At 70.0% G+C, this 21,444-nt stretch carries 21 protein-coding genes; 10 read left to right on the top strand and 11 right to left on the bottom strand.

Features of this window, described 5'->3' with window-relative positions; genetic code table 11:
* Nucleotides 1-34: 34 nt before the first annotated feature.
* The 6 genes from phoU to pstS (SLW56_RS05735) form a co-directional block, all read right to left on the bottom strand.
* A complete protein-coding gene (phoU, locus tag SLW56_RS05760; RefSeq protein WP_017914020.1) occupies nucleotides 35-745 on the bottom strand; it encodes a phosphate signaling complex protein PhoU in 711 nt (236 codons plus the stop codon).
* A gap of 130 nt (nucleotides 746-875) precedes the next feature.
* The gene (pstB, locus tag SLW56_RS05755; RefSeq protein WP_320694478.1) at nucleotides 876-1,703 is read right to left on the bottom strand and encodes a phosphate ABC transporter ATP-binding protein PstB; all 828 of its coding nucleotides are present in this window, start codon (nucleotides 1,701-1,703) and stop codon (nucleotides 876-878) included.
* Between the two features lie 19 nt (nucleotides 1,704-1,722).
* Nucleotides 1,723-2,589, bottom strand: coding sequence for a phosphate ABC transporter permease PstA (pstA, locus tag SLW56_RS05750; RefSeq protein ID WP_043092426.1), 867 nt, complete (start codon nucleotides 2,587-2,589; stop codon nucleotides 1,723-1,725).
* 1 nt (nucleotide 2,590) lies between these two features.
* Nucleotides 2,591-3,565, bottom strand: coding sequence for a phosphate ABC transporter permease subunit PstC (gene pstC / locus SLW56_RS05745; RefSeq protein WP_267084451.1), 975 nt, complete (start codon nucleotides 3,563-3,565; stop codon nucleotides 2,591-2,593).
* A 213-nt stretch (nucleotides 3,566-3,778) separates the two neighbouring features.
* The gene (pstS, locus tag SLW56_RS05740) at nucleotides 3,779-4,876 is read right to left on the bottom strand and encodes a phosphate ABC transporter substrate-binding protein PstS (protein ID WP_043092425.1); all 1,098 of its coding nucleotides are present in this window, start codon (nucleotides 4,874-4,876) and stop codon (nucleotides 3,779-3,781) included.
* Between the two features lie 283 nt (nucleotides 4,877-5,159).
* Nucleotides 5,160-6,173 (bottom strand): phosphate ABC transporter substrate-binding protein PstS, encoded by a 1,014-nt coding sequence (pstS, locus tag SLW56_RS05735; RefSeq protein WP_017910159.1) that lies wholly within the window; start codon nucleotides 6,171-6,173, stop codon nucleotides 5,160-5,162.
* Between the two features lie 258 nt (nucleotides 6,174-6,431).
* Between pstS (SLW56_RS05735) and SLW56_RS05730 the strand changes: the two genes are divergently transcribed.
* Nucleotides 6,432-7,682, top strand: coding sequence for a porin (locus SLW56_RS05730; protein WP_017910158.1), 1,251 nt, complete (start codon nucleotides 6,432-6,434; stop codon nucleotides 7,680-7,682).
* Nucleotides 7,683-7,969: 287 nt separating this feature from the next.
* Here SLW56_RS05730 and nth read toward each other — a convergent pair whose 3' ends face one another.
* Genes nth through SLW56_RS05715 form a run of 3 tightly spaced genes read right to left on the bottom strand, consistent with a single transcriptional unit; the run spans nucleotide 7,970 to nucleotide 9,842 of the window.
* On the bottom strand, nucleotides 7,970-8,659 hold the full coding sequence (gene nth, locus SLW56_RS05725) for an endonuclease III (RefSeq protein WP_148828067.1): 690 nt from the start codon (nucleotides 8,657-8,659) through the stop codon (nucleotides 7,970-7,972).
* Nucleotides 8,656-9,048 carry a hypothetical protein gene (locus SLW56_RS05720; RefSeq protein ID WP_295941876.1) on the bottom strand — a complete coding sequence of 131 codons (393 nt, stop codon included), beginning with the start codon at nucleotides 9,046-9,048 and terminating at the stop codon, nucleotides 8,656-8,658. The genes nth and SLW56_RS05720 overlap by 4 nt, the downstream gene beginning before the upstream one ends.
* Nucleotides 9,049-9,059: 11 nt before the next feature.
* Entirely contained in the window at nucleotides 9,060-9,842 is a 783-nt protein-coding gene (locus tag SLW56_RS05715; RefSeq protein WP_043095165.1) for an enoyl-CoA hydratase-related protein, read from the bottom strand.
* Nucleotides 9,843-10,002: 160 nt separating this feature from the next.
* On the opposite strand from SLW56_RS05715, the gene SLW56_RS05710 reads away from it, so the two are divergent.
* The 4 genes from SLW56_RS05710 (at nucleotide 10,003) to SLW56_RS05695 (ending at nucleotide 13,489) form a co-directional block, all read left to right on the top strand.
* On the top strand, nucleotides 10,003-10,704 hold the full coding sequence (locus tag SLW56_RS05710; protein ID WP_017908716.1) for an FKBP-type peptidyl-prolyl cis-trans isomerase: 702 nt from the start codon (nucleotides 10,003-10,005) through the stop codon (nucleotides 10,702-10,704).
* Nucleotides 10,705-10,817: 113 nt separating this feature from the next.
* Entirely contained in the window at nucleotides 10,818-11,618 is an 801-nt protein-coding gene (locus tag SLW56_RS05705; RefSeq protein ID WP_017913753.1) for a DUF1289 domain-containing protein, read from the top strand.
* A complete protein-coding gene (locus SLW56_RS05700; RefSeq protein ID WP_295945811.1) occupies nucleotides 11,615-12,496 on the top strand; it encodes a sulfurtransferase in 882 nt (293 codons plus the stop codon). The genes SLW56_RS05705 and SLW56_RS05700 overlap by 4 nt, the downstream gene beginning before the upstream one ends.
* A gap of 57 nt (nucleotides 12,497-12,553) precedes the next feature.
* Nucleotides 12,554-13,489, top strand: coding sequence for a DUF1684 domain-containing protein (locus SLW56_RS05695; RefSeq protein ID WP_320694583.1), 936 nt, complete (start codon nucleotides 12,554-12,556; stop codon nucleotides 13,487-13,489).
* A 166-nt stretch (nucleotides 13,490-13,655) separates the two neighbouring features.
* Here the strand turns inward: SLW56_RS05695 and SLW56_RS05690 are convergent, their stop codons facing one another.
* A complete protein-coding gene (locus SLW56_RS05690; protein WP_320694477.1) occupies nucleotides 13,656-14,231 on the bottom strand; it encodes an N-acetylmuramoyl-L-alanine amidase in 576 nt (191 codons plus the stop codon).
* A 22-nt stretch (nucleotides 14,232-14,253) separates the two neighbouring features.
* On the opposite strand from SLW56_RS05690, the gene SLW56_RS05685 reads away from it, so the two are divergent.
* From SLW56_RS05685 to rlmKL, 5 genes are all read left to right on the top strand, one after another.
* The gene (locus tag SLW56_RS05685) at nucleotides 14,254-14,745 is read left to right on the top strand and encodes an MOSC domain-containing protein (protein WP_320694476.1); all 492 of its coding nucleotides are present in this window, start codon (nucleotides 14,254-14,256) and stop codon (nucleotides 14,743-14,745) included.
* Nucleotides 14,742-15,269: an alpha/beta fold hydrolase gene (locus tag SLW56_RS05680; protein ID WP_017916756.1), complete on the top strand. Its 528-nt coding sequence runs from the start codon at nucleotides 14,742-14,744 to the stop codon at nucleotides 15,267-15,269. Before SLW56_RS05685 ends, SLW56_RS05680 begins: the two co-directional genes overlap by 4 nt.
* A 14-nt stretch (nucleotides 15,270-15,283) precedes the next feature.
* Nucleotides 15,284-15,787: an N-acetyltransferase gene (locus SLW56_RS05675; RefSeq protein WP_320694582.1), complete on the top strand. Its 504-nt coding sequence runs from the start codon at nucleotides 15,284-15,286 to the stop codon at nucleotides 15,785-15,787.
* A gap of 171 nt (nucleotides 15,788-15,958) precedes the next feature.
* The gene (locus tag SLW56_RS05670; protein WP_320694475.1) at nucleotides 15,959-17,572 is read left to right on the top strand and encodes an ABC-F family ATP-binding cassette domain-containing protein; all 1,614 of its coding nucleotides are present in this window, start codon (nucleotides 15,959-15,961) and stop codon (nucleotides 17,570-17,572) included.
* A 411-nt stretch (nucleotides 17,573-17,983) separates the two neighbouring features.
* Nucleotides 17,984-20,158 carry a bifunctional 23S rRNA (guanine(2069)-N(7))-methyltransferase RlmK/23S rRNA (guanine(2445)-N(2))-methyltransferase RlmL gene (gene rlmKL, locus SLW56_RS05665; RefSeq protein ID WP_320694474.1) on the top strand — a complete coding sequence of 725 codons (2,175 nt, stop codon included), beginning with the start codon at nucleotides 17,984-17,986 and terminating at the stop codon, nucleotides 20,156-20,158.
* 226 nt (nucleotides 20,159-20,384) lie between these two features.
* Here rlmKL and SLW56_RS05660 read toward each other — a convergent pair whose 3' ends face one another.
* Nucleotides 20,385-21,428, bottom strand: a complete 1,044-nt coding sequence (locus tag SLW56_RS05660) for an HD domain-containing phosphohydrolase (RefSeq protein ID WP_267117261.1) — start codon at nucleotides 21,426-21,428, stop codon at nucleotides 20,385-20,387.
* Nucleotides 21,429-21,444: the final 16 nt, after the last annotated feature.

Genomic DNA, 21,444 nt, shown 5'->3' with positions numbered 1-21,444 from the left:
CGGAGCGGCGCATGGCCGGTCCGCACGCCGGGGGTCAGATGCCGCTGGTGGAGCTGGTCTCGTCGCGCTTGTCGCGCGGCGGCAGCGGCTCGTCGCCGTGCACCAGGAACCACACGTTCTCGGCGATGTTGGTGGCGTGGTCGCCGATCCGCTCCAGGTTCTTGGCCATGAACAGCAGATGCGTGCACGGGGTGATGTTGCGCGGGTCTTCCATCATGTAGGTCAGCAGCTCGCGGAACAGCGCGGTGTACTGCGCATCGAGCTGCGCATCGCCCTGGCGCACCAGCAGCGCGGCGTCGGCGTCGTTGTTCTGGTAGGCGGCCAGCGCCGCGCGCACCTGTTCGGCGGCGAGCTTGCCGAGCTGGCGCAGGCCCAGGGTCTGCGGCATCGGCGGCGACATGTTCAGCGCGATCGAGCGCTTGGCGACGTTGGCGGCGTAGTCGCCGATGCGTTCGACGTCGGCGGGAATGCGCAGGCCGGCCAGGATCTCGCGCAGGTCGCGCGCCATCGGTCCGCGCAGCGCCAGGCGCATGACGTCGTGGCTGATGGAGTGCTCGAGCGCGTCGATCGCTTCGTCGTTGACGACGATGCGCAGCGCGGCGTTGTCGTCGCGGCGTTCGACCACGTCCAGCGCCGCTTCCAACTGCGCCACCGCGGTTTCGCCCATGCGCACGATCTCGGCGGCGAGGCGATGCTGTTCTTCGTCGTAGCTCTTCACGATGTGCTCGTTGGGCTGAGTGTTCATGTCGTAGGTCCAATAGGTGCGTTGGTGTCGCCGCGGCCATGCCTGGCGGTGCGGTGCTGGCGTCGCCGGGCGCCCGCCCGAGGGGCGGCGGGCGCGGCCGCTGCGACGAGGCAGCGGCGGCCGCAGCGGCTCAGCCGAAACGGCCGGTGATGTAGTCTTCGGTCTGCTGCTTGTTCGGCTGCGAGAAGATGATTTCGGTGCGGTCGTGCTCGATCAGGTCGCCCAGGTACATGAAGGCGGTGTAGTCGGACACGCGCGCGGCCTGTTGCATGTTGTGGGTGACGATGACGATGGTGTAGTCGTTCTTCAGCTCTTCCACCAGCTGCTCGATGCGGCTGGTCGAGATCGGGTCCAGCGCCGAGGTCGGCTCGTCGAGCAGCAGCACGTCCGGACGCAGCGCCACCGCGCGGGCGATGCACAGGCGCTGCTGCTGGCCGCCGGACAGGCCCAGCGCGCTCTGCCCGAGCTTGTCCTTGACCTCGTCCCACAGCGCGCCCTGGCGCAGCGCGTGCTCGACGCGGTCGGCCATGTCGGCCTTGGACAGCTTCTCGTGGTGGCGGATGCCGTAGGCGACGTTCTCGAAGATGGTCATCGGGAACGGCACCGGCTTCTGGAACACCATGCCGACCTTGCTGCGCAGGCGGTTCATCGGGTACTTCGGCGAGAGGATGTTCTCGCCGTCCAGCAGCACCTCGCCGCGCGCTTCCAGCTTCGAGTACAGCGCGTAGATGCGGTTGAAGATGCGCAGCAGGGTGGACTTGCCGCAGCCGGAGGGGCCGATCAGTGCGGTGACGCGCTTCTCCGGCACTTCCAGGTTGATGCCCTTCAGCGCGTGGTACTTGTCGTAGTAGAAGTCCAGGCCGCGCGCGGCGATCTTGACCGGCGACGGCGCCAGCGCGGTGTGCCCGTTGGGCATGGCGATGCGGTGCATCGGGGCGGCGTTGTGGTGATCGTTCATGGCCGGGTCCATAGGGGAATCAATCGTTGGAGATCTTGTTGCGCACCAGCAGGGCGCGCGCGCCGAGGCTGACCAGCAGGACGAAGACGGTGAGCACCAGCGCGCCGGACCAGGCCAGTTGCTGCCAGGTCGGGTAGGGGCTGCCGGCGAAGTTGTTCATCACCACCGGCACGCTGGCCATCGGCTTGAGGATGTTGTTGTTCCAGTACAGGTTGCCGAAGGAGGTGAACAGCAGCGGTGCGGTCTCGCCGCTGATGCGCGCCAGCGCCAGCATCACGCCGGTGACGATGCCGGCCGAGGCGCTGCGGTACAGCACCTGGATGGTCACCTTCCATTGCGGGATGCCCAGCGACAGCGCGGCCTCGCGCATCTGCGCCGGCACCAGCCGCAGCATCTCGTCGGTGGTGCGGACCACCACCGGCAGCACGATGAAGGCCAGCGACAGCGCGCCGGCCAGCGCCGAGAAATTGCCGCCGGTCTGCATCACGTACAGGGTGTAGACGAACAGGCCGAGCACGATCGACGGCGCCGACAGCAGGATGTCGTTGACGAAGCGCACCACCTGGCCGGTCTTGCGCGCGTTGCCGTACTCGGCCAGCCAGGTGCCGGCGGCCACGCCCAGCGGCGTGCCGATCAGCAGCGCCAGGCCGCACATCACCGCGCTGCCGAAGAACGCGTTGGCCAGGCCGCCGTCCTCGCCGGGCGGCGGGGTCATGCGCGTGAACAGGTCCAGGTTGATGCCGGCGATGCCCTTGGCCAGCAGGGTCCACAGGATCCAGGCCAGGAACACCAGCCCGAACAGCGCGGTCAGGCAGGACAGGGTGAGCGCCACGAAGTTGACCACGCGGCGGCGGTTGTACAGGCGGTGTGCGATGTCGGCGGCCATCTCAGTTGCCCTCCTTGCGCGACAGTTGCGCCAGCATCAGGCGGGCGATCGCCAGCACGACGAAGGTCACCAGGAACAGGACGAAGCCCAGCAGCAGCAGTGCCGAGCGGTAATCGCCGGTGGCTTCGCCGAAGTCGTTGGCGATCAGCGCGGCGATGGTGGTGCCCGGCTCCAGCAGCGAGGGCGACAGGCGCACCGTGTTGCCGACCACGAAGGCCACCGCCATGGTCTCGCCGAGCGCGCGGCCCAGGCCCAGGAAGATGCCGCCGATCACCGCCGAGCGGGTGTAGGGCAGCACGATGTCCCAGCTCACCTCCCAGCGCGTGGAGCCGAGCGCGTAGGCCGACTCCTTGAGTCGGGTGGGCACGGTCAGGAACACTTCGCGCATCACCGACGAGATGAAGGGAATCACCATGATCGCCAGCACGAAGCCGGCGGTGAGCAGGCCGATGCCGATCGGGGGGCCCTGGAAGATCGGGCCGATCAGCGGCAACGTGCCGAGGTGGTCGTTGAGCCAGGGCGTGACGTACTCGGACATGATCGGGATCAGCACGAACAGACCCCACATGCCGTAGATGATCGACGGGATGCCGGCCAGCAGTTCGATCGCGGTCCCGACCGGGCCGCGTAGCCAGCGTGGCGCCACTTCGGTCAGGAAGAAGGCGATGCCGAAGCTCACCGGCACCGCGATCAGCATCGCGATCAAGGCAGTCACCAGGGTGCCGTAGATCGGCGCCAGTGCGCCGTATTTGTTCTCGACCGGGTTCCACTCGCTGGAGTAGAAGAAGCTCAGGCCCTGCAGCTGCAGGGCATGGCGGCCGCCCCACAGCATCGACAGCGCAGCGCTGCCCAGGGCGACGAGTACCAAAACGACGGTGGCGGTGAGGATCCAGCGGAACAATCGGTCGGCGCGGGCGTCACGCAGGTCGCGTCCGCGTGGCGCCGACATCGCTTCGGGAAGGACAGTGCTGTTCATGGGCTCGGTCGTCGCCGGAGCACGCGCCTGCGCGCTCCGATCGTGGCCGCGGCGGGGATGACCGCGCGCGGTGGGTGGTTGCATCGCTCCCGCACAGGCGGGAACCCGAAAGTCCGGATCACAAGTTGCCGAGACGGCGACCGGCGGCGCCTGGACTGCACCGCCGGTCGCCGGTTGCCGCCGCGCTGCGCGCAGTGCGCACCGCGGTGGCGCTTACTTGAATTCCTTGCTCCAGTAGGACTCGATCTGCTGCACCAGTTCCGGCGGCAGCGGCACGTAGTGCAGGGCGTCGGCCTGCGGCTGGCCCTTCTCGAAGGCCCACTTGAAGAAGTCCAGGGTCGCCTTGCTGCGCGCCGGGTCCTTGGCCTGCTTGTGCATCAGCATGAAGTTGGTGGCGGTGATCGGCCACGCCTGCGCGCCTGCGGCGTTGGTGATGACCAGGTTGAAGTCCTTGGCGTTGGCCCAGTCGGCCGACGCGGCGGCCGCGGCGAAGCTCTCGGCATTGGGCTGCACCCAGTTGCCGGCGGCGTTCTGCATCGACGCGTACGGCATCTTGTTCTGCAGCGCGTAGGCCAGTTCGACGTAGCCGATCGAGCCCTTGATCTGCTGCACGTACGAGGCCACGCCTTCGTTGCCCTTGCCGCCGACGCCGCCCGGCCACTGCACCGAGGTGCCTTCGCCGACCTTGCCCTTCCACTCCGGGCTGACCTTGGACAGGTAGTTGGTGAAGTTGAAGCTGGTGCCCGAGCCGTCGGAGCGGTGCACCAGGTTGATCTTGGTGTCGGGCAGGGTCACGCCCGGGTTCAGCGCGGTCAGCGCCGGGTCGTTCCACTTGCTGATCTTGCCCAGGAAGATGTCCGCCAGCACCGGGCCGGTCAGCCGCAGCTTGCCCGCGTCCATGCCGTCCAGGTTGACCACCGGCACCACCCCCCCAATCGCCGAGGGGAACTGGCCGAGGCCGGCCGCGGCCAGCTCGGCGCTGTCCAGCGGCTTGTCGGAAGAGCCGAAATCGACCGTGCCGGCCTTGATCTGGGCGATGCCGCCGCCGGAACCGATCGACTGGTAGTTGATCTTGTTGCCGGTGGCCGCGTTGTAGTCGGCCGACCACTTGGAGATCAGCGGGTAGATGAAGGAGGCACCGGCGCCGGAAATCTCCGCCGCGGTCTTGGCGCCGGCGGCCGGCGCGGCAGCGGGCGTCCCGCCTGCCGCATCGGCGGCACCCTGCTTGTCGCCGTTGCCGGGCTGGCAGGCGGTGACGGCGAAGGCCAGGGCGAGGGACAGGACGGCAATGCGCGCCGGCTGCAGTTTCATGGGGGGTCACTCCGTAGCGAAGAGCGCCGGGACATCCGGCGGATGCTCGCTATGAAATGATATTTTTGTTACAGCGAGATGACTTGCGGACTGGTTGGCGGACGCCCTCACCGGATGCGGCGCTCGCGCCGCCTTCCGGAACCGTGGCAGGGCAGGGCAGCGTGCCCCCCTGGCCTGCGCACGGCTCCGCCAGCGGGGACAAAAAAAGACGCGGACCCTGCGGTCCGCGCCTTCGGGACATCGCCGTGCCGGCGCGCGAGCGCCGGACGGGCGAGACGCCGGCTTACTTCATGTTCTGCGCCCAGTAGGCTTCGATCTGCTTGACCAGCGGCTCCGGCAGCGGCACGTAGTCCAGCGCCTTGGCCTGCGGCTGGCCCTGCTCGAACGACCACTTGAAGAAGTCCAGCGCGGCCTTCGACGACGCCGGCTTCTTGGCCTTCTTGTACATGATGGCCCAGGTGGTGGCGGTGATCGGCCACGCGTCCTGGCCCGGCGCGTTGGTCATGATCAGGTTGAAGTCCTTGGCCGACTTCCAGTCCGCGGTGGCGGCGGCAGCGGAGAAGGTCTTGTCGTCCGGCATCACGAAACGGCCGGCGGCGTTCTTCATGCCGGCGTAGCTGAGCTTGTTCTGCAGCGCGTAGGCGTACTCGACGTAGCCGATGCCGCCGCGGATCTGCTTGACGTAGGCGGCCACGCCTTCGTTGCCCTTGCCGCCGATGCCGGCCGGCCACTGCACGGCGGTGCCTTCGCCGACCTTGCTCTTCCACTCCGGGCTGACCTTGGACAGGTAGTTGGTGAAGTTGAAGCTGGTGCCCGAACCGTCGGAGCGGTGCACGATGGTGATCTTCAGGTCGGGCAGGGTCAGGCCCGGGTTCAGTGCGGCGATCGCCGGGTCGTTCCACTTGGTGATCTTGCCGAGGAAGATGTTGGCCAGCACGGTGCCGTCGAGCTTCATCGCACCCGGGGCCACGCCCGCCACGTTGAACACCGGCACGATGCCGCCGATCACGACCGGGAACTGGCCCAGGCCGAACTTTTCCAGATCCGCGCCGCTCAGCGGCTTGTCGGAGGCGCCGAAATCGACCGTGGCCGCCTGGATCTGCGCGATGCCGCCGCCGGAACCGATCGACTGGTAGTTGACGCGGTTGCCGCTTTTCTCAGCATAGGCAGCCGACCACTTCGACAGCACCGGGTAGACGAAGCTGGAGCCTGCGCCAGTGACATCGGTGGCTTGCGCCGCGAGCGAAAACGTAGCGACCGCGGCGGCTGCCAGCAGTCGGAGCTTGAGGGAACGCATCGGGAGAACTCCTGAAATAGGTGGAATGCCGGCACCCCGGCCGGCATCGGCTGCATTCCAAGACTTTTTCATGAACGTCTGAAGAAAATCAGATGTCAGTCCGGTGACAGCCTTCCCGGACGGGGTTGCCTTCGTTTCGAAACGAATCTGACTCAAAACCGTCATGTCTTTGACGGAATCTTTACAAATGGTCGGGCCATCGCACTGGGGCCGCACCGCACCCATACCACCCTGCCACCACCCATCGGAGAGATTCTAATGCGTTCCCATCTTCTCGCCACGGCGATCCTCGCCAGCCTCGGCCTCGCGTCGGCGCCGCAGGCGTTCGCGGCGAAGGCCAAGGCCAGCAGCAACCCGCCCGCCGTCAGCGCTGCCCAGCTGCAGCAGCTGCAGGCCCAGATCGAAGCGCTGCAGACCCAGGTCCAGCAACTGCAGGCGCAGTCGGAAGCCCTGCAGGCGCAGTCCGACGCGCAGTCGGAAGTGAATGTCGTGCAGGCCCAGGCGACCGAAACGGCGCAGGCCAGCGCCGCCAAGGTCGACAAGCTCGCCAAGCTGGTCAACGACAACAAGATCGGCGGCCGCATGTTCTTCGACCTGACCAACATCGACCGCACCAGCGGCGGCGCCAAGACCGCCGCCAGCGGCACCGGTCTGGACGTCAAGCGCTTCTACCTGACCGTCGACCACAGCTTCAACGAGATCTGGTCGGCCAACCTGACCACCGACTTCCAGTACAGCTCGGCGCTGTCCAACACTCAGCTGTTCGTCAAGAAGGCCTACGTGCAGGGCAAGTTCGACGACGCCTTCGCCCTGCGCATCGGTGCCGCCGACATGCCGTGGGTGCCGTTCGTCGAGAAGTTCTACGGCTACCGCTACGTCGAGAACACCCTGACCGACCGCCTGAAGTACGCCAACTCCTCCGACTGGGGCCTGCACGCCTTCGGCGACCTGGGCTCGCAGGTCAACTACGCGATGTCGGTGGTCAACGGCGCCGGCTACAAGAACCCGACCCGTGGCAAGGGCATGGACGTGGAAGGCCGCGTCGCCTACATGCCGATGCAGAACCTGGCCATCGCCGTCGGCGCCTACTCGGGCAAGCTGGGCAAGGAAACCGACATCCTCGACGCGCAGCACGACTACACCCGCGCCGATGCGATGGTCGCCTACGCCGATTCCAACTTCCGTCTGGGCGGCGAGTACTTCCAGGCCAAGAACCTCAACAACGTGCTGACCCCGGCCACCGACAAGTCCAGCGGCTGGTCGGTGTGGGGCAGCGTGGCGCTGACCGACGGCGGCATCAACGCCTTCGCCCGCTACGACAAGACCGACCTGAGCAAGACCATCGACCCGACCCTGGCCGACAAGTACTGGAACGTCGGCGTCGAGTTCCCGGTGCTGAAGAACCTGAAGCTGGCCACCGTGTACAAGTACACGCACCAGGACAACGCCAGCAAGAAGACCGACGTGGAAACCAAGGAATTCGGCGTCTGGGGCGACCTGTCGTTCTGATTCGCGGAGATTCCCGCACGTGGGACGAAAGGCGGCGCATTGCGCCGCCTTTCTTTTTTACGGCGCGATCGCCGAGGCGCGCGACGGGGCGCGGGCCGGGGCGCCTTTCACGGTTCGCGTCGACGACCGTGGACGATAGTCGCTGCTACAGCGGCCAGGTGGCCTCTCGTGGAGAACTGTAGAAGCGGTTTCAACCGCGACGGGCGCAGCGGCGGACGACATGCGCCGCGTAAGTTGCCCAAGCCGACATCCCCGGCGCTGTACCGGCCGGCGCCGCGGCACGCCGCTCAACCCGGCGTCTTGTCCTTGTACCGGCACAGGTCGCGGATCGCGCACTGCGGACAGTCGGGCTTGCGCGCCTTGCACACGTAGCGGCCGTGCAGGATCAGCCAGTGGTGCGCGTCGTGCAGGAACTGCGGCGGCACCCGCTTGAGCAGCGAATCTTCGACCGCGCGCACGTCCTTGCCCGGGGCCAGCCCGGTGCGGTTGGCGACGCGGAAGATGTGCGTGTCCACCGCCATGGTCGGTTCGCCGAAGGCGGTGTTGAGCACCACGTTGGCGGTCTTGCGGCCGACCCCGGGCAGCGCTTCCAGCGCGGCGCGCGAGCGCGGCACCTCGCCGCCGTGCTGCTCGACCAGGATGCGGCAGGTGGCGATGACGTTCTTGGCCTTGGCGTTGAACAGGCCGATGGTGGAGATGTAGCGCTTGAGACCGTCCTCGCCCAGCGCCAGGATCGCGGCCGGCGTGTTCGCCACCGGATACAGGCGCCGCGTAGCCTTGTTGACGCCGACGTCGGTGGCCTGCGCCGAGAGGATCACTGCGATCAGCAGTTCGAACGGGCTGTCGTATTCCAGCTCGGTGGTCGGGCTGGGGTTGAGTTCGGACAGGCGCGAGAACAGCTCATGGATCTCGTCCTTGCTCAGCAGGCGTCCACGCCGTGCAGGCGCGCTTGCGCCCGTGCTCGCGGTCGCGCTCATTGGCCGCCTCGCTGCGCGGCCTTGGCCTTGGCGCGGGCCAGGATCGCCGCGGCGGCCGCCGGCAGGGCCGGCGCACTCGGTGCGGCCGTGGTCGACGTCGAGGCGATCGGTGTCGCTGCCGCACGTCGCGCCTGGCGCGCATTGGCACGTCGCTCCAGGCGCGCGCTGCGCGCCCGGTAGCGCGCACGCGCGTCCCACGCATCGCGCAGGCGCTGCTGCGCGGCCAGCACCTGCGCGCGCAACTGCGGATGCGCCGGATCCAGGCGATCGTCCTCCGGATCGGTGCCGCGGTAGTCCATCAGGCCGCCGTCGATCGCGGCATCCAGATCGTCGTCCAGGATCCAGCGCAGCAACTGCAGCGGCGTGGCGGGAGCGGGGGCGTGCGACATCGTGTGCGGGCTCAGCGGTTACGGAACTGCGGCGGGCGCCGCTCCAGGAAGGCGCGGGTGCCTTCGCGCATGTCCTCGCTGGAGAACAGCAGGCCGAACTGCGCAGTCTCGTATTCCAGCCCCTGTTCGATCGCGCTTTCGCCACCGATCTGGATCGCGTCGAGGATGCCGCGCAGCGCCAGCGGTGCGGCATCGGCCAGTTGCTGCGCCAATTTCAGCGTGGTCGCCTGCAGTTCGCCGGCGGCGACCACGCGGTTGACCAGGCCCAGTTGCAGTGCGCGCGCCGCGTCGATCGGCACGCCGAGCAGGCACAGTTCCAGCGCCGCGGCGCGGCCGACCAGCCGCAGCAGGCGCTGGGTGCCGCCGAAGCCGGGAATCAGCCCGAGATTGATCTCCGGCTGGCCCAGGCGCGCGCCTTCGGCGGCCACGCGCAGGTGGCAGGCCATCGCCAGTTCCAGCCCGCCGCCGAGGGCGAAGCCGTTGACCATCGCCAGCACCGGCTTGGGCATGCGCTCGATCCGGCGCATCAGGCGCTGGCCCAATTGCGAGAAGTCGCGGCCCTGCACCGGTGTCAGTTCGTTCATCTCGGCGATGTCGGCGCCGGCCACGAAGGCTTTCTCGCCGGCGCCGGTCAGCACCACCACGCGGATCTGCGGGTCGTCCGCGGCCGCGGCGAAGGCCGCATCCAGCGCCTGCAAAACCTGGCGATTCAAGGCGTTGAGCTTGTCGGCTCGATTCACGGTGAGGATGCGGATCGCACCCTGGGTATCGGCGAGGACCGGCGTGCCGGACATGTGCATTCCTGGTTGTTAAAAAAAGGTAATGGGAACTCTGGGCGGGCCGCACCAGTCAGAGCAGCGTCGTCGGTAGCGGTTACGCGCCGCGGCGGCTATCCTAACGCGTCATCTCAGGCGGCACGGGCCGCCCTGTGCCACCACCCTGGAGAATTGTTTGATGAAGTTGCGTTCTATTGCGGTCGCTGTCGCGGCCCTCGCCCTGAGCGGCAATGCGTTCGCCCAGGACACCTCGTCCGAGAAGGGCAAGCTGAGCTATTACTTCGGCTACGACTACGGCAACAACCTTGCCGAACTCACCGGCCGCGGCGAGCAGCTCGATATCAATGCGGTGGTGAAAGGCTTGCAGGACGCCTACGCCAAGAAGCAGCCGGCGGTCAGCGCCGACCAGCTGAAGCCGGCGGTGGAAGCGTTCCAGAAGCGCGAGCAGGCCCGCGCCCAGCAGGCCAAGGCCGACTACGAGAAGGCCGCTGCCGAGAACAAGACCAAGAGCGACCAGTTCATGGCCCAGAACAAGGCCAAGCCTGGCGTGCAGGTGCTGCCCAGCGGCGTGCAGTACCGCGTGATCGAGGCCGGCAAGGGTGCCAAGCCGACCCAGGCCAGCACCGTGCAGCTGGAAGTGGCCGGTCCGTACCCGTTCGGTCAGCGTCCGGCGCAGGCGCGTCCGGCGCAGCAGATCCCGGCGATCAAGGTCAGCGAAGTCGAGATGCAGGCCATGCGCGACACGCTGCTGCAGATGCCGGCCGGCTCCAAGTGGGAAGTGACCCTGCCGCCGGACAAGGCCTACGGTGCCGACCCGCGTACGCCGTTCCCGCCGAACGTGGCGGTGCAGTTCGAGATCAAGCTGGTCAGCGTCAAGTAAGCACGCTGTTTCAGTGCACGACGATTGCGCCGGCAGCGATGCCGGCGCAATTTTTTTTGGCAGGCGACGACGGCGCCGACGAATCGCGCTAGGCTGGCAAGGTGTCGAATCCGATGGATCCCGTTCCGCATGCCCTGCTCACGCCCTGCATCGGTCTCTGCCGTCTCGATGCGCAGGGTTATTGCGCCGGCTGCCTGCGCAGCGGCGACGAGATCGCACGCTGGCGCGGCATGAGCGACGCCGAACGCCGCCGCTACATGGACGAGGTGCTGCCGGGCCGCGGCTGGTCGCCGTCGCCGGGGCAGCGCCTGGCCGAACGTGCGCATCTGCTGCGCGCACTGCACCCGCTGCAGCAGCCGCCGGCGGGGCCGGGCTGGAACCACCACGAACTGCAGGATCTGCTGCCGGACGGCGCGCCGGTGGAAGCGGCGGTGCTGGCTGGCCTGGTGCCGCGCGCCGACGGCACCCATGTGCTGTTGACCCGGCGCACCGACAGCCTGCGTCACCACGGCGGCCAGGTCAGTTTTCCCGGCGGCCGCATCGAGGCCAGCGACGCCGATGCGGTGGCCGCGGCGCTGCGCGAGAGCGAGGAGGAGATCGCACTGGCGGCGTCGCAGGCCGAGCCATTGGGCTACCTGGATCCGTTCGTCACCATCAGCGGCTTCCGGGTGATGCCGGTGGTCGCGGCGATCGATCCGCGCTTCGTGCCGCAGCCGCATCCGGGCGAGGTGGCCGAGGTGTTCGAGGTGCCGCTGGCCTATCTGATGGCGCCGGACAACCTGCGCAGCATCGAGACCGATTACCGTGGACGCCCGCGCGTCGTGCTGGAGTACGGCTGGCCTGGCCAGCGGATCTGGGGCGCGACCGCGGCGATCCTGCTCAACCTGCGCCGCCGACTGGAGCAAGCCGCATGACCGCAACGTCCCCCGCATGGCACACCCTGGTCGAGGCGCCGACGCTGGCCGCCGCGCTCGACGATCCCGCGCTGCGCCTGGTCGATGCGCGGTTCGTGCCGGCGGCGCTGCTCGATCCTGCCGCCGCGGCGGCCGCGCGCGAGGCCTATGCGCAATCGCACCTGCCCGGCGCGGTCTACGCCGATCTGAACGCGGATCTGTCCGATCTCGGCCGTCCAGGCCTGGGCCGGCATCCGTTGCCGGACGACGCGGCCTTCGCGCGCACTCTGGGGCAGTGGGGCATCGGCCCGCAGCACCAAGTGGTGGTGTACGACGCCGGCGACGGCAGCATGGCCGCTGCCCGCCTGTGGTGGATGCTGGGCCTGCTCGGCCATCGCCGTGTCGCCGTGCTCGACGGCGGCCTGGCCGAATGGCGCCGGCTCGGCCTGCCGGAAACCGACGCGGCCTCCGCGCCGTCGCCGCTGCCGCCGTATCCGCAGGCGTTCGATGCGACGCGCATCGTCTCCGCCGAGGAGGTCGCCGCACGCCTGCACGAGGCGCCGGGCTGGTTGCTGGATGCGCGCCCCGGCGAACGCTTCCGTGGCGAGGTGGAGCCGATCGACCCGCTGCCCGGGCATGTGCCCGGCGCGCTCAACCGGCCGCTGGCGCAGAACCTGCGCGACGGCCGCCTGCGTCCGGCGCAGGAACTGCGCGCGGAACTGCAGCCGCTGCTGCAGGGACGCGATCCGCGCGAGGTGGTGTTGATGTGCGGATCGGGCGTCACCGCCTGCCATCTGCTGCTGGCGCTGGAGCATGCCGGCCTGCACGGTGCGCGCGTTTACGCCGGCTCCTGGAGCGGCTGGATCGCCGATCCGGCACGGCCGCGCGCCATCGGCTAGGGCCGGCGCCGGTCCACACGGAACGCATGCACGATGGCACGCGACAGGGGCGGCACCATGCGCTGGCGTGAGGCCTGCGGGCTGGCGATGCTGCTGGGCTTGGCCGCCTGCGGCGACCGCCGCGCGTCGGCCGATGGCGCCGACGCCTCGCCACGCGCGCAATCTGCCACGCATTATCGCGAGGCGGTGGAGCGCAATCGTGCGCAGCGCCTGGCGACATTGCGCGCGCCGTCGGGCTGGTTGAGTTTCACCGGCTCCGGGCGTCTGCACAGTGGCCTGCACCGGGTCGGCAGCGCACCCGACAACGATGTGCAGTTGCCGGCCGGCCCGGCGCATCTGGGCATGCTGCAGGTGGATCTGCAGGAGGGCGTGCAGTTCCAGCCCGCCGCGGACGCGGCGGTGCAGGTGAACGGCCAGCCGTTCGCCGGTGGCCGCCTGGAGACCGACGCGGCGCACGACACCCAGACCCGCCTTGCGCTGGGGGCGCAGGAGTTCTACGTGGTGCGCACCGGCAACCTGTTCGGCTGGCGTTTCCGCGATCCGCAGGCGCCGGCGCGCGCGCGCTTCCGCAGCATCGATTACTTCCCGATCGATCCGCAGTGGCGGGTGGTGGCCGACTGGCATCCGGTGCCGGCGCCGCAGGCGATGGTGCTGCTCACCTCGATCGGCACGCCGCAGCCGCTGGCCCTGGTCGGCAGCGCTGAGTTCGTGCTGCGGGGGCGGCGCTACAAGCTGCAGATCCTGCGCGACGGCGCCAGCCAGCGCCTGTTCCTGCCGTTCTCCGACCGCACCAGCGGCCGCGAGAGCTATGGCGGCGCCCGTTATCTGTTCGTGCCGGCGCCGCAGGGCGACCGCATCGTGCTGGATTTCAACCTGGCGCAGAACCCGCCATGCGCGTTCACCCCGCACGTGGTGTGCCCGCTGGCGCCGGTCGGCAATCGCCTGGACGTGGCGGTGACCGCCGGCGAGAAGAACTACGTCGGCGTGCACTGAGCGCGCGTGGAAAATCGCGCAGGAGCGGCTTCAGCCGCGACCGGGCCGTTCCCGGTGAAGCCGGGGCGCGGCTGAAGCCGCTCCTGCGGGAGCCTGCGAATGCGACCCTGTCTGATACTCCATCGCGGCCCGAATCAGCCGTTCCAATCCACCGCCTCCAAGGCGGTCACACAGGCGGCGCATACGGCGCCAGCGTCACCGCCTCCAGCACCTGCGGCCAGGGGAAACGCGGTCCCGGATCCAGCTTGCGCTGCACCTGCCGCGTCGGATCGTCGCTGGCCGGTTCCAGGCTGCGGTCCAGCGCGTCGTGTCCGGCGATGTGGCGCAGCTGCGGCAGTTCCGCGCGCAACTGCTGCAGCAGCCGGATCAGCGCCTGCACTTGCGCCGGCGGGTAGTCCTCGCACATCGCCTGGTGGCGCGAATCCAGCCACAGCGGATAGCGTCCGCGGTTGATCAGTTCGATGCCGAGCGACTGCGGGTTGTAGCCGCGCACGTGGTGCGCGATGCGCTCCGCGGGCACGTAGCGATGCACGCTGCCGTCGCGGTCGATGTAGAAGTGGCCGCTGTTGCCGGTGCCCGACGGATACAGCACACGCTCGCCGTACAGGCGCGCGCTGGCCAGGTCCGGCAACTCGGTGCAGTGGATCACCGCCAGCGTGATGCTGTCCGGCGCGCGCTCCTGCAGCAGGCCGACGTAGGGCAGGGGCGCATCGTGGATCGGCAACGGCGGGGTGGGCGGCATGCGCGGATGCTAGCATTCGCCGATGACCCTGAATTCCGAAAGCCCGCTGGCGACCCTGCTGGCCACACTGCCGCGCGCCGGACGCGTGGAATGGATCGGCCTGCGCCCGGCGCGCGACGTGCCGATGCACGAGGTCGACGCCGCTGAGGCGCAGACCGATGGCGGCCTGCACGGCGACCGCTACGCTGGCCGCAACGGCAAGCGCGGCGTGACCCTGATCCAGGCCGAACACCTGCAGGCGATCGCGGCGCTGGCCGGCCATGCGGGGGTGGCGCCGGCGACCCTGCGGCGCAACGTGGTGGTGTCGGGCATTCCGCTGATCGCGCTGAAGGGGCGCCGTTTCCGCATCGGCGAGGTCGAGCTGGAAGGCATCGCGCCGTGCGACCCGTGCTCGCGCATGGAGCAGGCGTTGGGGCCCGGCGGGTACAACGCCATGCGTGGCCACGGCGGCCTGTGCGCACGCATCGTGCACGGCGGCACGCTGCGGCTGGGCGATGCGGTGGTGGCGCTGTGAGCCGCGGCCACTGCATCCTCTCGCACGGCTTCGAGAGCGGGCCGGACGCGATCAAGGTGACCGCATTGGCCGAGGTGGCGGAACGCCTGGGCTGGAGCCATTCGCGCCCGGACTACACCGACCTGGATGCGCGCCGCGACATCAGCCCGCTGGGCGACGTGCCGACCCGCCTGCAGCGCCTGCTGGAGCTGGCGCAGGCGGCGGCGCAGCGCGGGCCGCTGGTGCTGGCCGGTTCCAGCCTCGGCGCCTACATCGCCGCGCAGGTGTCGCTGCACGTGCCGGTGCGCGGCCTGTTCCTGATGGTGCCGCCGACGCGGATGGGGCACATGCCGGCGCTGGATGCGGCACCGGTGCCGACCTCGGTGGTGCATGCCTGGCGCGACGAACTGATTCCCGCCAGTGAAGTGATCGCCTGGGCGCAGGCGCGCGCGGCGCGGCTGCTGCTGGTCGACGACACGCATCGCCTGGGCGAGCACGTGGCGACCTCGGCGCAGGCCTTCGCCGAGCTGCTGGAGCGCCTGTGAGCGCAGCCGACGACATGCTGTTGCGCGCCGAGCGGCCGGCCGACACGGCGGCGATCGAGGCGCTGACCCTGGTCGCCTTCTTCCGCGTCGCGCACAGCCGCCACGACGAGCAGGACATCATCGAACGGCTGCGCGCGGACGGCGCGCTGACCCTGTCGCTGGTGATCGAGCACGAGGGCTACATCGTCGGCCACGTCGCGGTGTCGCCAGTGAGCCTGTCCGACGACAGCCGCGGCTGGTACGGGCTGGGACCGCTGTCGGTGGGGCCGGGCCACCAGCGCCAGGGCCTGGGCACGCGGCTGGTGCGCGAGGCGCTGGCGCAGTTGCAGGCGCAGGGCGCGGCCGGGTGCGTGGTGCTGGGCGACCCGGCCTACTACGCGCGCTTCGGCTTCCGCCCGGAACCCGGGTTGACCCTGCCTGGCGCGCCGGTGGAGGCCTTCCAGGCGCTGGCCTTCGGCGAGCGCCTGCCGCCGATGGGCGAGGTGGCCTACCACCCGGCGTTCCTGTCCGCGACCTGAGCCAGCGCGGCGCACCGTGGCCCCTCACGGCCGGGGTGCGTTAGCATCGTCCCGCGTTCACCCTGATCGAGGACCCACGCCGATGCGCCATTGATGCCGCCGTCTTCGCGACGGCCCTCGTCCCACCTGCCGAGCCATCGGCGGGCACGACCGGCATCCATGGAGGTTCCCATGACGCATCCGCTGCTTGCGCTGGACAGCGCGACCCATGTTCTGCCCGACGGCAGGATCCTGTTCTCCGATCTGCACTTCGCGCTCGATACGCGCCGCACTGGCCTGGTCGGCCGCAACGGCGTCGGCAAGAGCGTGTTCGCGCGCCTGCTTGCCGGCGAACTGACGCCCAGCGCCGGACGCTGCGTGCGCCACGGCCGCCTGCATTACGTGCCGCAGCAGATCGCGCCGGCGCCGCACGCCACCGTCGCCGACCTGGCCGGCGTGGGCACGGCGTTGCGGGCGCTGGCGCGGATCGAGGCCGGCAGTGCCGACGTGGCGGATTTCGACGCGCTGGGCGAACGCTGGGACATCGCCCAGCGCCTGCAGGCGCAACTGCACGCGCACGACCTGGGCGCGCTGGAGCCGCACCGCCTGGCGGCCACGCTCAGCGGCGGCGAGGCGATGCGGGTGGCGCTGATCGGCGCCTGGCTGGCCGAGGCCGATGCGCTGATCCTGGACGAGCCGACCCTGCACCTGGACGCGGCGCAGCGGCAGCGCCTGCGCGAGGCGCTGCAGCGCTGGCCGGGCGGCCTGCTGGTGATCAGCCACGATGCGCTGCTGCTGCAGGACATGCAGCGCACGCTGGAACTGTCGCCAGGCGGGCTGCGCGACTACGGCGGCGACTACGCGTTCTACCTGCAGTGCCGGGCGCGCGAGCGCGAGGCCGCGCAGGCCGAACTGGCGCAGCACAAGATGCAGCACGCGCGCGACAACGCTGCCTGGCAGGCACAGCACGATCGACAGCAGCGGCGCAGTGCGCGCGGGCGGCAGCAGGCCGGCACGGCCAACCAGGCGCCGATCCTGCTCGGCCGGCAGAAGCAGCGCAGCCAGGACAGTGCCGGCAAGCGGGTGCGCGATCATCAGGCCACGCAGGCGCGCAGCCTGGAGCGCATCGCCGAGGCTGCGCGTCAGGTACAGCCCGACGCACCGGTGGCGCTGTTCGCGCCGCCGCCGGCCGATGCGGCCACCCGGCGCCTGGTCGAACTGCAGGCGCTGCGGCTGCCGTTCGCGCCGGCGACGCGGCAGCCGCTGGATCTGGTGGTGCAGGGCGGCGCACGCATCGGCGTGGTCGGGGCCAACGGCAGCGGCAAGTCCACCCTGTTGCGGCTGCTGGCCGGGCAGGTGGCGGCGCTGTCCGGCAGCTGCCGGGTGCGCGCCGCCAGCGCCTACCTGGATCAGTCGCTGGTGTCGCTGGACCCGGACGCCACCGCGCTGGCGCAGGTGCAGGCCGCCGCGCCCGGCATCGCACTCGCCGACCTGCGCACGCGGCTGGCCTTGCTCGGCCTGGACGCGCAGCGCATCGGCGTGCCCTGCGGCCAGCTCAGCGGCGGCGAGCGGCTGAAGACTGCGCTGGCCTGCGCCTTCTACCGCACGCCGCCGGCCGAACTGCTGTTGCTGGACGAGCCGGACAACCACCTGGACCGCGAAGCCCGCGACGCCTTGCGCGCGGTGCTGCTGCAGTACCCCGGCGCGCTGCTGGTGGTCTCGCACGATGCGGAGTTCCTGGACACACTGCGCCTGCAGCAGCGCTTGCAGGCCGATCCCGAGGCGTGGCGGCTGACGCCGTGGTGAGCGGCGTACGCTGCCGTCGACGGGGTCTGCCGCCGGGCCTGCCCGGCGCCGGATTCGTGGTCTCGCATTGCGCGATGCGTCGCGCACCAGGCGGCAGGAGAGCGCGTCTGCAGCGCCAGCTTCATCTGCCACGGCGCGGGGTGGTCGCGAAGCGAACGCCGGCGGGCGACGTCGCTGTGCCCGTCACACGAGGCCAGTGACGGCCGCGGCGCACCCTGCGCCAGGGCACCGCGCAGCAGGCAGGGGCGCACGGACCCTGTGGTATTCTGCGCGCCGTTCCGATGCGGTGCGTGCGCGTGCCCATCCCTCGATCCGCGGCCGCGGCCGCGGTAACGCCGGATCCGGCGCTGCGATGCGCCACGCGCGCGGCGCCCGCCGTGCCTCCCTCCCGTCCGTCCTGGTCCGCCTTCCGTGAAATTCTTCGTCTCCTGCGCCAAGGGCCTGGAATACCTGCTCGTCGATGAGCTGCTCGCGCTCGGCGTGGCGCAGGCCACCGCCACCGTCGCCGGGGTCAATGCCGAAGGCAGCCTGCAGGACGCGCAGCGCGCGGTGCTGTGGTCGCGCCTGGCCAGCCGTGTGCTGTGGCCGTTGCAGTCCTTCGACTGCCCCGACGAGGCGGCGCTGTACGCCGGCGTGGCCGCGCTGCCGTGGCGCAGCCATCTGGCGCCGCAGCACACCCTCGCGGTGGATGCGCATGTGTCCGGCACGGGCATCACCCATGCGCGCTTCGCGGCGCAGCGGGTCAAGGATGCGGTGGTGGACACGCTGCGCGGCGAGGGCCTGGAGCGGCCGTCGGTGGACGTGGAGCACCCGGACCTGCGCCTGAACCTGTCGCTGCGCAAGGGCCGCGCGACGCTGTCGGTGGACCTGGGCGGCGGCTCGCTGCACCGGCGCGGCTGGCGCCAGGCGCAGAACGAGGCGCCGCTGAAGGAGAACCTGGCTGCGGCGGTGCTGCTGCGCGGGCAGTGGCCGGCCCTGTATGCGCAGGGTGGCGGGCTGCTGGATCCGATGTGCGGCAGCGGCACACTGCTGATCGAAGGCGCGCTGATGGCCGCCGATGTCGCGCCGGGCCTGCTGCGCGGCGAACTGGCGGCGCAGCAGCGCGGCGACACTGCTGCCGATGCCGCGCCGAGTCGCTGGCTGGGGTTCGACGTGGCGTCCTGGCGTTCGCTGCTGGCCGAGGCACGGCAGCGCGCCCAGGCCGGTCGCGCCGCGTTGCGGCCGGTGCTGTACGGCAGCGACATTGACCCGCATGCGCTGCGCGCGGCGCGCGAGAACGCGCTGGCGGCCGGCGTGGTCGAGGCGATCGCCTTCGCCGCGCACGACGTCGCGGCGTTGCCCGCGCCGGCGCAGGCGTTGGGCACGGTGGTGTGCAATCCCCCCTACGACGAGCGCCTGGCCGCCGACGCGGCGCTGTACCGGCGCCTGGGCGATGCGCTCAAGCGCGCGGTGCCGCAGTGGCGCGCCAGCCTGCTGTGCGGCAGCGACGAACTGGCCTATGCCACCGGCCTGCGCGCGGCCAAGAAATACCAGATGTTCAACGGCGCGCTGGAATGCCCGTTGATCGTCTGCGACCCGATCGCGGTCGCGCCGCGCGCGGGCGCCAGCGAGGAGCCGCGCGCGCTCAGCGACGGTGCGCAGATGGTCGCCAACCGCCTGCGCAAGAACCTGCGCAAGTTCAAGACCTGGCGCGCGCGCGCGCGGATCGGTTGCTACCGCGCCTACGACGCCGACCTGCCCGAGTACGCGGCGGCGATCGACGTGTACCAGGAAGACGGCGGCCAGGCGCGCACCTTCCTGCACGTGCAGGAATACGCGGCGCCGGACAGCATTCCCGACGCGGACGTGCGCCGCCGCCGCAACGAACTGCTGGCGGCCGCGCGCGAGGTGTTCGCGGTGCCGGCCGAGCAGGTGGCGCTGAAGACCCGCGAACGCGGCAAGGGCGGCAGCAAGTACGGTCGCTTCGAGCAGCGCGGCGAGTTCCTGGTGGTGCGCGAGCACGACGCGCTGCTGCGGGTGAACCTGTTCGACTACCTGGATACCGGGCTGTTCCTCGACCACCGCCCGCTGCGCGGGGTGATGGCGCAGCAGGCGCGCGGCAAGCGTTTCCTCAACCTGTTCTGCTACACCGGCGTGGCCAGCGTGCAGGCGGCGGTGGCCGGCGCCGATTCCACCACCAGCGTCGACCTGTCCGGCACCTACCTGCAGTGGTGCGCCGACAACCTGGCCTTCAACGGCAAGGGCGGCGCCCAGCACCGGCTGGTGCAGGCCGACGCGCTGAGCTGGCTGGAAGCGGAGAAGAACCGCTACGACGTGATCTTCTGCGACCCGCCGACCTTCTCCAACTCCGCGCGCGCCGAGGATTTCGACATCCAGCGCGAGCACGTGCGGCTGTTGCGCGCGGCGGTGGCGCGGCTGATGCCCGAGGGCGTGCTGTACTTCTCCAACAACTTCCGCCGCTTCAAGCTGGACGAGAACGCGCTGGCCGAATTCGCGGTGTGCGAGGAGATCAGCGCGCAGACCATCGACGTGGATTTCGAGCGCAACCCGCGCATCCACCGCGCCTGGCGTCTGCAGCGGCGCTGAGAAGCGGTGCCTCGTGTGTCTTTCTGCAGGAGCGGCTTCAGCCGCGATGGGCGTGACCGGTCACGCCCATCGCGGAGCGTAGTGCGCTGTTCCTTCTCCATCTGGGAGAAGGGGCCCCGAAGGGGCGGGTGAGGGGACGGGCGAAGCCGCGTGTCCTCGATCTCTGCGCGTCGCTTCGCGCCGTCCCCTCACCCCAACCCCTGTCCCGGGGGGAGAGGGGCTTGTATCAACTGCCGTGATGCCCCAGCGCGGCCTGCGCCTTGCCGCGTGGCGGCGGGTCATCCTCGGTCTCGCGCTCGTTCCAGTACGCCTGGATCTGCAGGATCTGCGGCAGGATCGCCTCGAACAACTCGACCAGACGCGGCTCGAACTGGCTGCCGGCCTTGTCGCGGAACAGCGCCATCGCCTGTTCCAGCGGCCATGCGTCCTTGTACGGACGCGGTGAGGTGAGCGCATCGAACACGTCGGCCAGCGCCACGATCCGTGCCGATTCGGGAATCTGCGTGCCTGAAACGCCGGCCGGGTAACCGCCGCCGTCCCAGTGCTCGTGGTGGTACAGGGAGACCTCGGCGGCGAGCCGGAACAGCGGCGCGCTGCTGCGGCTGAGGATGTCGTAGCCGATCCGCGGGTGCCGCTTCATGACCTGCCACTCGTCGGCGTCCAGCGGCCCGGGCTTCTTCAGCACCGCATCGGGGATGCCGATCTTGCCGGTGTCGTGCATCGGCGCGGCCTGTTCCAGCAGATCGGCGTCCTCGCACGACCAGCCGGCGGCCAGCGCGAGCGCGCGGGCGTAGGCGGCCATGCGCCAGATATGCGTGCCGGTGTCCGAGTCGCTGTAGTGGCCGGCCATGCCCAGCATCTGGATCGCGTCGCGATGGCTGTCGGCCAGGCTGGTGGCGCTGACCAGCGACAGGTGGGTGCGCACCCGCGCGCGCAGGATGCTCGGCGAGTAGGGCTTGGTGATGTAGTCCACGCCGCCGGCGTCGAACCCGATGCTCTCGTCAGTGTCCTTGTCCTTGGCGGTGACGAAGATGATCGGGATCGCCGCGCTGCGCGCATCTTCCTTCAGGGTGCGGGCGAGGGTGTAACCGTCGATGTCGGGCAGGTCGACATCCAGCAGGATCAGCGCCGGGCGGTGCTTGGCCACCCCGCGCAGGGCTTCGGCGCCGTTCTTGGCAAACACCAGCGCGTAGTCCTCGCGCAGGAGCTGGCGGATCAGCGCCAGGTTGCTGGGTTCGTCATCGACACAGAGGATGCAAGGCTGGGTCATGGTGGGTTCCCGTCGG

The sequence above is a fragment of the Xanthomonas sp. LF07-6 genome, assembly GCF_034105445.1.
In the GTDB taxonomy this organism is placed as follows: Bacteria; Pseudomonadota; Gammaproteobacteria; order Xanthomonadales; family Xanthomonadaceae; genus Xanthomonas_A; species Xanthomonas_A sontii.
This window is presented reverse-complemented; position numbering and strand designations above follow the sequence as displayed.